Source organism: Streptomyces antimicrobicus (assembly GCF_020532625.1).
Classification (GTDB): domain Bacteria; phylum Actinomycetota; class Actinomycetes; order Streptomycetales; family Streptomycetaceae; genus Streptomyces; species Streptomyces antimicrobicus.
In genome coordinates this window covers 1-12,431 of the sequence record NZ_JAJAUY010000168.1, presented here as the reverse complement: position 1 = coordinate 12,431, position 12,431 = coordinate 1, and the positions used below count along the sequence as shown (strand labels likewise).

The window sequence follows — 12,431 nt, the reverse complement described above, 5'->3', positions numbered from 1 at the left end:
CCACCCCGGCGGCCCGCCCGCGGCCCCGGCCGGGTACGGCTACGCGGGGCAGCCCGGCTACCCCGCGCCGAGCGGCTACCCGCCCTACGGCGCGTACGCCGCCCCGCGCAGCAACGGCTTCGGCGTGGCCTCGCTGGTGCTCGGCATCCTCTCGGTGGTGGGCTGCGTCGCCAGCTTCTTCGGGATCCTGGCCGGCGGCCTTGCCATCGTCTTCGGGGCCCTCGGGCGCGGCAAGGCCAGCCGGGGCGAGGCCGACAACGGTGGTGTGGCCCTCGCCGGGCTGATCCTCGGCATCGTCGGGGTGGTGCTGGGCGTGCTCATGGTGCTGATCATGTTCGGGGCGCTGCGGGACCTCGGCCCGCTCCCGGACGACGACCGCCCGCGCTCGCGCTACCCCAGCACCGAACGCGTCTGACCCGTCCCCGACGGGCCGCCCCGCGGCCCGGCCCCGGCCGGGCCGCTGCGGGCTGCCCTAGACCCCGGCGCGTATCCGCTCCCGCGCCTCCATCAGCGCGAAGCCCAGCAGATTCAGCCCCCGCCACTGCGCCGGGTCCAGGGCCCGCTCGTCGTCGGGGGCCAGGCCCACGCCCCAGATCCGGTCCACCGGACTGGCCTCGACCAGCACGCGGTCGCCCGTGCCCAGCAGGTACGCGCTCAGCTGCGGGGTCGAGCGGAACTTGTGGACGCTGCCCTCGACGACGATGCGGAAGCGCTCGCGCGTCCAGCGCTCCTCGTCGAAGCCGCGCACCAGCCGCCCGGCCTTCTTCGCGGCGCCCGGGCCGGTGGCCTCCAGCGCCGCCCGCTCGGCCTCGGCGTCGCCGAACAGGCGGGCCTTCTCGGCCATCATCCAGTGTTCGGCGGTGGCATAGTGGGTGTCACTCACCGTGAAGGGCGAGGGCCACCACTGGCTGAGACAGCTCGGACCCAGTGATCCGTCCGCCTTCGGCCGGTGTCCCCAGAAGGGCAGGAACTTCACCCGCTCACCCCGGCTGACCTGCTCGATCAGTGCGTCGATCTTCTCCATGCACGCGAGTCTGACAGCCGCCACTGACACTTCGTACGGGATTTGCGGTGCGTCTCGACACATGGTCGACCGATTCCGTCGCGTAATCAAAAGGCAACAACGGAATCACTTGGCGGAGTACGGCGGCTCTGTCAGGATCGGCACTCAATTCGAGCTGGAGCAACGGAGAGCGCGATGGGCAACCGCTTTCAGGCCAAGGACCGCTTCGCAGACGGCGCGCAGTACGTCGACGGGCGGCTCAGGCCCGGCACCTCGGACGCGTCGCACACCGTCGTCGACCCGGCGACGGGCGAGGACGTCCTCACGTACCAGCTGGCCTCGGCCGCCGACGTCGACGCGGCCGTCGCCGCCGCCCGCCGGGCCTTCCCCGCCTGGTCCGCGGCCACCCCCGGCGAGCGTGCGGAGGTCCTGCACCGGCTGGCGGGCGTGCTCGGCGAGCGGGCCGAGGAGTTCGCCCGGGCCGAGTCGCTCCAGTGCGGCAAGCCGGTCAAGCTGTCGACCGAGTTCGACGTACCGGGCACGATCGACAACACCGCCTTCTTCGCGGGCGCCGCCCGCCACCTCCAGGGCCAGGCCGCGGGCGAGTACTCCGGCGACCACACCTCCTACGTACGCCGCGAGGCCATCGGCGTGGTCGGTTCCATCGCCCCCTGGAACTACCCGCTCCAGATGGCCGCCTGGAAGATCCTCCCGGCCGTCGCCGCGGGCAACACCATCGTCCTCAAGCCCGCCGAACTCACCCCGCTCACCTCCTTGATGTTCGCCCAGGCCGCCACCGAGGCCGGCATCCCCGACGGCGTCGTCAACATCGTGACCGGCGCGGGCCGGGAGGCCGGCGAACACCTGGTCGGCCACCCGGACGTGGCCATGACCTCCTTCACCGGCTCCACCGGGGTCGGCAAGCGGGTCGCCGAGCTCGCCACCGCCACGGTCAAGCGGCTCCACCTGGAACTCGGCGGCAAGGCCCCGTTCGTCGTCTTCGCCGACGCCGACCTGGAGGCCGCCGCCCAGGGGGCCGTCGCCGCCTCCCTGATCAACACCGGTCAGGACTGCACCGCCGCCACCCGCGCCTACGTCCAGCGCCCGCTGTTCGACGCCTTCGTCGCCCGGGTGGCCGAACTGATGCGGACCGTCCGCCTCGGCGACCCCTTCGACCCGGCCACCGACCTCGGCCCGCTGGTCTCCCACGCCCAGCGCGACCGGGTCGCCGGCTTCGTCGAGCGGGCCCGGGCCTACGCCACCGTCGTCACCGGCGGCGAGATCCCGGGCGGCGCCCTCGCCGCCGGCGCGTACTACGCCCCCACCCTGATCACGGGCGCCCCGCAGGACAGCGAGATCGTCCAGTCCGAGATCTTCGGGCCGGTCCTGGTGGCCCTGCCCTTCGACACCGACGACGAGGCCATCGCCCTGGCCAACGACACGCCGTACGGACTGGCCGCCTCCGCCTGGACCCGGGACGTCTACCGTGCGGGCCGCGCCACCCGCGAGATCAAGGCGGGCTGCGTCTGGGTCAACGACCACATCCCGATCATCAGCGAGATGCCCCACGGAGGCTACAAGGCCAGTGGTTTCGGCAAGGACATGAGCGCCTACTCCTTCGAGGAGTACACGCAGGTCAAGCACGTGATGTACGACAACACGGCGGTCGCCGCGAAGGACTGGCACCGCACGATCTTCGGGGACCGCAGCTGACGGGACGCGGCCCCGCCGCGTCCCGGTCCGGACCGCCGCCCGACCAGCGGCCACACCCATCCCGAAAGGCACAGCGCATGGAGCAGTACGAGCCCGACCGCCTCTCGCCGGCGCAAGCCGCGGCGATCCGGCGCAGCCTCACCAGCGGGCGCGGCGCCCTCACCCGCCGCTCGCTGCTGCGCGTCGGCGGAGCCGGGGCGCTCACCCTCGGCGGTCTGTCCGCTCTGAGCGCCTGCGGCATCCCGCCGGCCAAGCGCGAGGGCGGGACGGCGGCGCCGTCCGACGACCACTCGGCGCAGGAGAAGCGGATCAACTTCTCCAACTGGACCGAGTACATGGACCTCAGCGACGACCAGAAGGTCCACCCCACGCTGGAGGAGTTCACCAAGCGCACCGGCATCACGGTCGACTACACCGAGGACATCAACGACAACGTCGAGTTCTTCGGCAAGATCCGCCCCCAGCTCGCCGCCGGCCAGGACACCGGCCGCGACCTGATCGTCGTCACCGACTGGCTGGCCGCCCGCATCATCCGGCTCGGCTGGGCGCAGAAGCTGGACCCCGCCCACCTGCCGCACGCCTACGCCAACCTGATCCCCCAGTACCGCAACCCCGACTGGGACCCGGGCCGCGCCCACAGCTACCCGTGGACCGGCATCGACACCGTCATCGCGTACAACACCAAGGCCACCGGCGGCAAGAAGGTCGACTCCGTCACCCAGCTGCTCGACGACCCCACCCTCAAGGGCCGCGTCGGCTTCCTCACCGAGATGCGCGACACCGTCGGCATGACCCTGCTCGACCTGGGCAAGGACCCGGCGAGCTTCACCACCGCCGACTACGACGAGGCCCTCGGCCGGCTCCAGAAGGGCGTGGACAAGAAGCAGATCCGCCGCTTCACGGGCAACGACTACACCTCGGACCTGGACAAGGGCGACCTCGCGGCCTGCCTGGCCTGGGCCGGTGACGTCATCCAGCTCCAGGCGGGCAACCCCGACATCCAGTACGCCATCCCGGCCGCCGGATACATCACCTCCAGCGACAACCTCCTGGTCCCCGCCAAGGCGCGGCACAAGACCAACGCCGAGAAGCTGATCGACTTCTACTACGAGCCCGCGATCGCCGCCCGGCTCGCCGCGTTCATCAGCTACGTGTGCCCGGTCGAAGGCGTCAAGGAGGAGCTTGCGAAGATCGATCCCGCGCTCGCGGACAACCCCTTGATCGTCCCGGACAAGGCGATGGCCGCCAAGGCGCACGCCTTCCGCTCGCTCAGCGCCGAGGAAGAGACGGCGTACGAGGAGAAGTTCGCCAAGCTCATCGGCTCCTGACGGCCGCAGCCCCTTCCGCCCACCCCCTCTCACCCCCGGGACCTTCGCACACATGACTGACAACACCGCGGGCGGCGACGTCCGCCTCGCCGGGATCAGCAAGCACTACGGCACCTTCACCGCCGTGCACCCGCTGGACCTCACCATCCCCCAGGGCTCGTTCTTCGCGCTGCTCGGCGCCTCCGGCTGCGGAAAGACCACCACGCTGCGCATGATCGCCGGCCTGGAGGAGCCCTCCACCGGCACGGTCAGCCTCGGCGACCGCGACGTGACCCAGCTGCCCCCGTACAAGCGGCCGGTCAACACCGTGTTCCAGAGCTACGCGCTCTTCCCGCACATGGACATCTTCGAGAACATCGCCTTCGGCCTGCGCCGGCGCGGCATCAAGTCCGTCAAGAAGCAGGTGGACGAGATGATCGAGCTCGTGCAGCTCGGCGAGCACACCCGCAAGAAGCCCCACCAGCTCTCCGGCGGTCAGCAGCAGCGGGTGGCCGTGGCCCGGGCGCTGATCAACCACCCGCAGGTGCTGCTGCTGGACGAGCCGCTCGGCGCCCTGGACCTGAAGCTGCGCCGCCAGATGCAGCTGGAGCTCAAGCGCATCCAGACCGAGGTCGGCATCACGTTCGTGCACGTCACGCACGACCAGGAGGAGGCCATGACGATGGCCGACACCGTCGCCGTGATGAACGCCGGCCGGGTGGAGCAGCTGGGTGCGCCCGCCGAGCTCTACGAGAACCCGCGCACCACCTTCGTGGCCAACTTCCTGGGCACCTCCAACCTCATCGAGGCCTCCGTGGAGTCCGCCGGTGACGACGTGGTCGTCTCGGCCGCCGGCACCGCGCTGCGGCTGCCCGCGGCGCGCTGTTCGACCACTCCGCGCAGCGGCGGCAAGCTGCTGGTGGGCGTGCGCCCGGAGAAGATCTCCCTGGTCCCGGCCGAGGAGGAGCACACGGTCGGGGCCGGCCGCAACAAGATCACCGGTACGATCGCCGACTCCTCCTTCATCGGTGTCTCCACCCAGTTCGTCGTCGACAGCGCCGTCTGCCCGGAGCTGGAGGTGTACGTGCAGAACATCGAGCGCGACGCCCGCCTGGTGCCGGGCGCCCGGGTCGTCCTGCACTGGAACCCGGAGCACACCTTCGGCCTGGACGCCGCGCAGGACATCGACGCCGGCGTCGAGACGGTCGAGGAGTCCGCGTGAGCGCCACCGCCGCGCCCCCGCAGGCGCCCGCCCCCGCCGAACCCCCGGTCCACCGGCCGGCCCTGCGCAAGAAGCTGGTGCCGTACTGGCTGCTGCTGCCGGGCATCGTGTGGCTGCTGGTCTTCTTCGTGCTGCCGATGGCCTACCAGGCCTCGACCTCGGTGCAGACCGGCTCCCTCGAAGAGGGGTTCCAGGTCACCTGGCACTTCCGGACCTACTGGGACGCCCTCACCGAGTACTACCCGCAGTTCCTGCGCTCGCTGCTCTACGCCGGCACCGCCACCGCGCTGTGCCTGCTGCTGGGCTACCCGCTGGCGTACCTGATCGCCTTCAAGGCGGGCCGCTGGCGCAACCTGCTGCTGGTCCTCGTCATCGCGCCGTTCTTCACCAGCTTCCTGATCCGCACCCTGGCGTGGAAGACGATCCTGGCCGACGGCGGGCCCGTGGTCGGCGCGCTCAACACGATCGGCTTCCTGGACGTCACCAGCTGGCTCGGCATGACCGAGGGCGACCGCGTGCTGGCCACGCCGCTCGCCGTCGTGTGCGGCCTGACGTACAACTTCCTGCCCTTCATGATCCTGCCGCTCTACACCTCGCTGGAGCGCATCGACACCCGCCTGCACGAGGCGGCCGGGGACCTCTACGCCACCCCCGCCACCACGTTCCGCAAGGTCACCTTCCCGCTGTCGATGCCCGGCGTGGTCTCCGGGACCCTGCTCACCTTCATCCCGGCCAGCGGCGACTACGTCAACGCCGAGCTGCTCGGCTCCACCGACACCCGCATGATCGGCAACGTCATCCAGTCCCAGTACCTGCGGATCCTGGACTACCCGACCGCCGCCGCGCTGTCGTTCATCCTCATGGCCGTCGTGCTGGTGATGGTCACCATCTACATCCGCCGAGCGGGGACGGAGGACCTGGTCTGATGCAGTGGCTGCGCCGCAACCTCGTCGTCATCGCGGGCCTGTGCACGCTCGCGTACCTGATCCTCCCGAACGTCGTCGTGACGGTGTTCTCCTTCAACAACCCCACCGGCCGGTTCAACTACGCCTGGCAGGAGTTCTCGCTCGACGCGTGGAAGGACCCCTGCGGGGTCGCCGACCTGTGCGGCTCCCTCGCGCTCTCGCTCCAGATCGCCCTGTGGGCCACCATCGGCGCGACCGTCCTCGGGGCCATGATCGCCTTCGCGCTCGTGCGCTACCGGTTCCGGGCGCGCGGCGCGGTGAACTCGTTGATCTTCCTGCCGATGGCCATGCCCGAGATCGTGATGGCGGCGTCGCTGCTCGCCCTCTTCCTCAACATGGGCGTCCAGCTGGGCTTCTGGACGATCCTCATCGCCCACGTCATGTTCTGCCTCAGCTTCGTCGTCGCCGCCGTCAAGGCGCGGGTGCTGTCCATGGACCCGCGGCTGGAGGAGGCCGCGCGCGACCTCTACGCCGGGCCCGTGCAGACCTTCCTGCGGGTGACCCTGCCGATCGCGGCCCCGGGCATCGCCGCCGGTGCGCTGCTGTCGTTCGCCCTGTCGTTCGACGACTTCATCATCACCAACTTCAACTCGGGCAACACCGTCACCTTCCCCATGTTCGTGTGGGGATCGGCCCAGCGCGGTACGCCCGTCCAGATCAACGTCATCGGCACGGCGATGTTCGTCATCGCGGTGCTGGTGGTGGTCGTGGGCCAGATGGTCGGCACCCGCCGCAAGAAGGCCCAGCACAAATAACGCACGAGTTAACTCTGTAGGGAGTTGGAAGCCATGGCCCCAGTCGCCATGCGTAGTGTTGCGAAATCCCTTTCCGAAGCGCTGCCGGTGTCGTACTGGCTGGACGACCCCGGCAAGCCGGCCGCGCAGCCGGCCCTCACCTCCGACGAGGCCTGCGACCTGCTGGTCATCGGCGGCGGGTACAGCGGCCTGTGGACGGCCCTGATCGCCAAGGAGCGCGACCCGGCCCGGGACGTCGTCCTGATCGAGAGCAAGGAGGCGGGCTGGGCCGCCTCCGGCCGCAACGGCGGCTTCTGCGCCGCCTCCCTCACCCACGGCCTCGCCAACGGCATGGCGCGCTGGCCCGGTGAGCTCGCCGAGCTGGAGGAGCTGGGCGCCCGCAACCTCGACGCCATCGAGGAGGCGGTCGCCCGCTACGGCATCGACTGCGACTTCGAGCGCACGGGCGAGATCGACGTCGCCACCGAGCCCCACCAGGTGGAGGAGCTGCGCGAACTGCACGAGCAGGCCCAGAAGCTGGGGCTGGCCGCCGGCTCGCGCTGGCTGGACCGCGACGCCGTGCGGGCCGAGGTGGACTCGCCGACCTTCCTCGCGGGCCTGTGGGACACCGACGGCGTGGCCATGCTCAACCCGGCGAAGCTCGCCTGGGGCCTGAAGCGGGCGTGCCTCGGCCTCGGCGTGCGGATCTACGAGAACACCCGCGGCCTGTCGCTCACGTCCTCCGGCGCCGGGATGGCCGTGCGCACCCCGTACGGCCGGATCTTCGCCCGCCGCGTCGCGCTCGGCACCAACATCTTCCCCTCGCTGGTCAAGCGGATCCGCCCGTTCACGGTCCCGGTCTACGACTACGCCCTGATGACCGAGCCGTTGACGGCCGACCAGCTGGCCGCGATCGGCTGGCGCAGGCGGCAGGGCCTGGGCGACAGCGCCAACCAGTTCCACTACTTCCGCATCACCCCCGACCACCGCATCCTGTGGGGCGGCTACGACGCGATCTACCCCTACCGCGGCAGGCTCGACTCCGAGTACGACCACCGGCCCGAGACCTACCTCAAGCTCGCCCAGCACTTCTTCACCGCCTTCCCGCAGCTGGAGGGCATCGGCTTCAGCCACGCCTGGGGCGGCGCGATCGACACCTGCTCGCGCTTCTCCGCCTTCTTCGGCACGGCGCACTCCGGCAGGGTCGCCTACGCCGCCGGGTACACCGGCCTCGGCGTCGGGGCGACCCGGTTCGGCGCGGACGTGATGCTGGACCTGCTGGACGGCGAGCGCACCGAGCGGACCCGGCTGGAGATGGTCCGGTCCAAGCCGATGCCGTTCCCGCCCGAGCCCTTCGCGTGGACCGGGATCACCCTCACCAAGTGGTCGCTGGCCCGCGCGGACGCCCGCGGCGGCCGGCGCAACCTCTGGCTGAAGACCCTCGACAAGTTCGGCCTCGGCTTCGACAGCTGAGCCAGGGGCGGCCCGCGGGGCCGTACGGCTCGGCCCGCCGGTCCGTACGGCCGGCCCGCCGGTCCGTACGCGCCCCGGCGCACGTCCCCGGGCCGCCGCGCGAGCCGTTTCACCACTACGGGGTGACGGAACCCGCGTCATGATCGCCTCCGGCCCCGCTCCCCACCGGTGAGGACCCTCACCAACAGGGAGACGGAGGCCGGTCGATGCAGGACGCGCAGATCAGGACCGCGGTGGAGTGGCTGGCGTCGGTGGCGCCCGATCCCGACGCCTGCCGGTGGGAGTGGGAGCGCAGTCCCCTCGGGGTCGCGCTGCTGCCCGCCGGCCGGCGCTGGGACGTCCTGGTGCTCCCCGGGGAGCTGGGCCTGGCCACCTTCGACGTGCTGCGGCTCCTGCTGGAGCGGCCGGGCCCCGTGCTCGCCGACCGCGGCGCCGCGCGGCGCCGCAGCACCCCGATGCGGAGGGTGGGCTTCTTCGTGCCCGCGGGCACCGCCGCCCGCTGGCTCGGCACCGGCGTACGGGGCGCCGGGCACGGCAGCTGGATCGTCGTGCCCCATCCGGGCCGGGCCGCCGGGGGGATGCGCTGGCTCGTGCTCCCGGACGGGCGGGGGACCCTGACCGACCCGGCCGTGCTGGAGCTCGCCATGCACCAGGCGGTGGCCGCGGTCGCGCGCGACCGGCAGGCGTAGCGGGCCCCGGGCGCCCCGCGCCGGGTCAGGACGGGGTGCGCGGCCCGTACCGCCGCGCACCCCGGTCGACCGCCAGCAGCAGCGGCACGCACAGCAGGGCGCTGGCCAGCACGTCCAGCGGCCAGTGGAAGCCGCGCAGGACCAGCCCGACGGCCGTGGCCCCCGTCAGCGCGAGCGCCACGGCCGTCGGCCAGGGGCGGCGCACGTACGGCCGGACCAGCAGGGCCGCGCCCAGGTACGCCACGGCGGCGGTGGCGGTGTGGCCCGAGGGGTAGTAGCCGGCCGCCCAGGGCTCCAACGGGCCCGGGCGGGCGGTCCATTGCTTCAGCGGGACGACCAGCGCCGGGACCAGGGCCATGGCCAGGGCGGCGGTCAGCGCCGGGGCCCAGCGGCCGGAGCGCCGTACCGAGTAGGCCATCGCCAGCGCCAGCACGGGCACGGCCACCGGGACGTTGCCCAGGTCGGCCAGGCGTTCGGTGACGGCGTCGGGGACCGAGCGGACGACGGCGCGGCTGAGGGCCTCGTCCGGGCCGAGCAGCGGACCGGAGACCAGGACCTGCCAGGTCGTCAGCACGAGTGCGAGCAGCGGCAGCAGCGCCGCGAGCGCCGGCCGCAGGAGGGGAGTGGCCGGCCGCCCCGGAACAGGGGGGATGGTTCCGGGGCGGCCGCCCGGATCGGGTCGCCGCGAGCCCCGGGGGGTTTGGGGCGGACGGCCGTCCGATCGGTGAGGAGTGTGCGCGAACGCATGCCCGGTACGGAGCTGGGGAAGCCCGGCACCGGTGTCGCCCCCGGTTTCCCGCGGACGGGGTCTCTCACTCATCTGCAGAAACCGTACGGCAGACAGTGGGGGGCCGACAGCAGGAACGCGCCCCTGCCATCGGCCCCCCACAGCTTCTTCACAACGCCCGACCGTTACCGGTGGTATCGATCAGCACGCCGTTGCGACGCTCGCTCAGACGGTCGCGAAGGCGGCCTCGATGATGTCCAGGCCCTCGTTCAGCAGGTCCTCGCCGATGACGATCGGGGGCAGGAAGCGGAGCACGTTGCCGTAGGTGCCGCAGGTGAGGACGACCAGGCCCTCGGCGTGGCAGGCCTTGGCCAGCGCGCCGGCAGCCTCCGGGTTCGGCTCCTTGGTGGCCGGGTCCTTGACCAGCTCGATCGCGATCATCGCGCCGCGGCCGCGGATGTCGCCGATGATCTCGTACTTCTCCTGCATGGCCGTCAGGCGGGCCTTCATGACGGACTCGATCTTCTTCGCCTTGGCGTTGAGGTCGAGCTCCTTCATCGTCTCGATGGAGCCCAGGGCGCCGGCGCAGGCGACCGGGTTGCCGCCGTAGGTGCCGCCCAGGCCGCCGGCGTGCGCGGCGTCCATGATCTCGGCGCGGCCGGTCACGGCGGCGAGCGGCAGACCGCCCGCGATGCCCTTGGCGGTGGTGATCAGGTCCGGGACGATGCCCTCGTCCTCGCAGGCGAACCACTGGCCGGTGCGGCAGAAGCCGGACTGGATCTCGTCCGCGACGAAGACGATGCCGTTGTCGTTGGCGAACTTCACGATCGCCGGCAGGAAGCCCTTGGCCGGCTCGATGAAGCCGCCCTCGCCGAGGACCGGCTCGATGATGATCGCGGCGACGTTCTCGGCGCCGATCTGCTTGGTGATCTGGTCGATGGCCTGGGCGGCGGCCTCCGGGCCGCAGTTCTCGGCCCCGGTGGGCCAGCGGTAGCCGTAGGCGACCGGCACGCGGTAGACCTCGGGGGCGAAGGGGCCGAAGCCGTGCTTGTACGGCATGTTCTTGGCCGTCAGCGCCATGGTGAGGTTGGTGCGGCCGTGGTAGCCGTGGTCGAAGACGACGACGGCCTGGCGCTTGGTGTACGCGCGGGCGATCTTGACGGCGTTCTCGACGGCCTCGGCGCCCGAGTTGAACAGCGCGGACTTCTTGGCGTGGTCACCGGGGGTCAGCTCGGCGAGGGCCTCGCAGACCTCCACGTAGCCCTCGTAGGGGGTGACCATGAAACAGGTGTGGGTGAAGTCGGCGAGCTGCGCGGAGGCGCGGCGCACGACGGCCTCGGCGGAGGCGCCGACGGAGGTCACGGCGATGCCGGAACCGAAGTCGATCAGGCGGTTGCCGTCGACGTCCTCGATGATGCCGCCACCCGCGCGGGCGGTGAAGACGGGGAGCACGGAGCCCACGCCGCCGGCCACCGTGTCGAGGCGGCGGGCCTGCAGCTCCTGCGACTTCGGGCCGGGGATCGCGGTGGCGAGGTGGCGCGACTGCGGGACAGCGGTCATGGGGGCTCCCTGGAGGTTAGCGGGCCGTTTTCGGACGCACTTGTTGTCTTTGTCCGCAGGCTAGGCCCGGGGACGGGCCTGCTGCATGCTCCGTTCGGGAGTGGTGCCCGCGTGTCCTTGTCCGCGGCGGCCATAGGAGGGCGCGCGCCGGCTCCCGCGGCACGCCCCGCGGAACCCGGCGAGGAGCCGCCCGGGGGCCGGGAGCGGGCACTAGATTGAGCGGCGGCGCGGTACAGGGAACTAGGGGGCAGGGGTCCATGGACAGGGACGGCACGGCGGGCGCGCCCGGCGCGAGCGGGTACGGCGGCGCTGAGGCGGGGGCCAAGGTACCCCGGCCCGCGGGGCCGCCGCCGATGCCGGCGCACCCGCCCCGGGCCGGCGCCGACGGCGGCGGCGCGGCCGGCGGGTTCGCCGAGTGGCTGCGGGTGGCCCGGCCGACGGCGGAGCCGGGCGTGTGGCGGTTCGGTTTCGTGCCGCGGCCCGAGCCCGACCCGGAGGCGGCCACCCCCGCCCGGTCCGTGCTCAGCTCGGCCCTGATCTCCTTCCTCGCCTGCGTGCTGCTGTGGTCGCTGATCCGCAACGGCTACCTGGAGGCCTGGGACGAGCCGCTGAAGCTGTTCACCCCCGACGACTGGTGGGACCTGCACGGCGAGCCCGTCCCCGGCCACGGCGGCATGACCGCCAAACCGCTCTACGAGCTGCTCTTCGACGCCGCCCTGCTCTACGGCTTCGGCCGGCTCGGCAGGTGGCGCAACGCCTGGAACCGGCTCGTCGTCGCCCGCGGCCCCTGGGCCCGCGCCGGCGCCGCCGGCCTGCTCGCGCTCCTGCTGCTGCTCCTGGTCGACCACTACCAGCTGCCGTTGCGCCAGCTCGTCTACTCGCTGCTCCCCTTCGGCGACGACGGCGTGGCCAACAAGGAGCTCGTCGACACCGCCGACCTGCTCGTCGACGTCGCCGTCGTCCTCGGCTGCGCGGTCCTGGGCGGCTGGTTCCGGCTGCTCACCGCCCGCGCCAAGGCCCCGGCCGGCGCCCCGACCG

General features: G+C 72.1%; 11 protein-coding genes and 1 pseudogene. 9 read left to right on the top strand and 3 right to left on the bottom strand.

What is annotated here, in order from left to right; translation table 11 throughout:
* The coding region (locus tag LG632_RS27135) for a DUF4190 domain-containing protein (protein WP_226730190.1) at positions 1 to 415 on the top strand (415 nt) is incomplete at its 5' end.
* 57 nt (positions 416 to 472) lie between these two features.
* Here the strand turns inward: LG632_RS27135 and ybiA are convergent.
* Positions 473 to 1,024 carry a riboflavin biosynthesis intermediates N-glycosidase gene (gene ybiA / locus LG632_RS27130; protein WP_226730189.1) on the bottom strand — a complete coding sequence of 184 codons (552 nt, stop codon included), beginning with the start codon at positions 1,022 to 1,024 and terminating at the stop codon, positions 473 to 475.
* A gap of 174 nt (positions 1,025 to 1,198) precedes the next feature.
* Between ybiA and LG632_RS27125 the strand changes: the two genes are divergently transcribed.
* From LG632_RS27125 to LG632_RS27095, 7 genes are all read left to right on the top strand, one after another.
* A complete protein-coding gene (locus LG632_RS27125; protein WP_226730188.1) occupies positions 1,199 to 2,716 on the top strand; it encodes a gamma-aminobutyraldehyde dehydrogenase in 1,518 nt (505 codons plus the stop codon).
* A gap of 77 nt (positions 2,717 to 2,793) precedes the next feature.
* Entirely contained in the window at positions 2,794 to 4,044 is a 1,251-nt protein-coding gene (locus LG632_RS27120) for a polyamine ABC transporter substrate-binding protein (protein WP_226730187.1), read from the top strand.
* A gap of 52 nt (positions 4,045 to 4,096) precedes the next feature.
* A complete protein-coding gene (locus LG632_RS27115) occupies positions 4,097 to 5,245 on the top strand; it encodes an ABC transporter ATP-binding protein (protein WP_226730186.1) in 1,149 nt (382 codons plus the stop codon).
* Positions 5,242 to 6,171 (top strand): ABC transporter permease, encoded by a 930-nt coding sequence (locus LG632_RS27110; protein ID WP_226730185.1) that lies wholly within the window; start codon positions 5,242 to 5,244, stop codon positions 6,169 to 6,171. Before LG632_RS27115 ends, LG632_RS27110 begins: the two co-directional genes overlap by 4 nt.
* Positions 6,171 to 6,965 carry an ABC transporter permease gene (locus tag LG632_RS27105; RefSeq protein WP_226730184.1) on the top strand — a complete coding sequence of 265 codons (795 nt, stop codon included), beginning with the start codon at positions 6,171 to 6,173 and terminating at the stop codon, positions 6,963 to 6,965. Before LG632_RS27110 ends, LG632_RS27105 begins: the two co-directional genes overlap by 1 nt.
* Positions 6,966 to 6,998: 33 nt before the next feature.
* Entirely contained in the window at positions 6,999 to 8,417 is a 1,419-nt protein-coding gene (locus LG632_RS27100) for an NAD(P)/FAD-dependent oxidoreductase (RefSeq protein WP_226730183.1), read from the top strand.
* Positions 8,418 to 8,623: 206 nt separating this feature from the next.
* Positions 8,624 to 9,106, top strand: coding sequence for a hypothetical protein (locus LG632_RS27095; protein ID WP_226730182.1), 483 nt, complete (start codon positions 8,624 to 8,626; stop codon positions 9,104 to 9,106).
* Between the two features lie 25 nt (positions 9,107 to 9,131).
* On the opposite strand, the gene LG632_RS27090 is transcribed toward LG632_RS27095, so the two are convergent.
* Positions 9,132 to 9,680 (bottom strand): phosphatase PAP2 family protein, encoded by a 549-nt coding sequence (locus LG632_RS27090; protein ID WP_374203598.1) that lies wholly within the window; start codon positions 9,678 to 9,680, stop codon positions 9,132 to 9,134.
* A 378-nt stretch (positions 9,681 to 10,058) separates the two neighbouring features.
* On the bottom strand, positions 10,059 to 11,393 hold the full coding sequence (gene gabT, locus LG632_RS27085) for a 4-aminobutyrate--2-oxoglutarate transaminase (RefSeq protein WP_226730180.1): 1,335 nt from the start codon (positions 11,391 to 11,393) through the stop codon (positions 10,059 to 10,061).
* A gap of 257 nt (positions 11,394 to 11,650) precedes the next feature.
* On the opposite strand from gabT, the pseudogene LG632_RS27080 reads away from it, so the two are divergent.
* Positions 11,651 to 12,431, top strand: a pseudogene (locus tag LG632_RS27080) (ATP/GTP-binding protein); the annotation flags it as partial.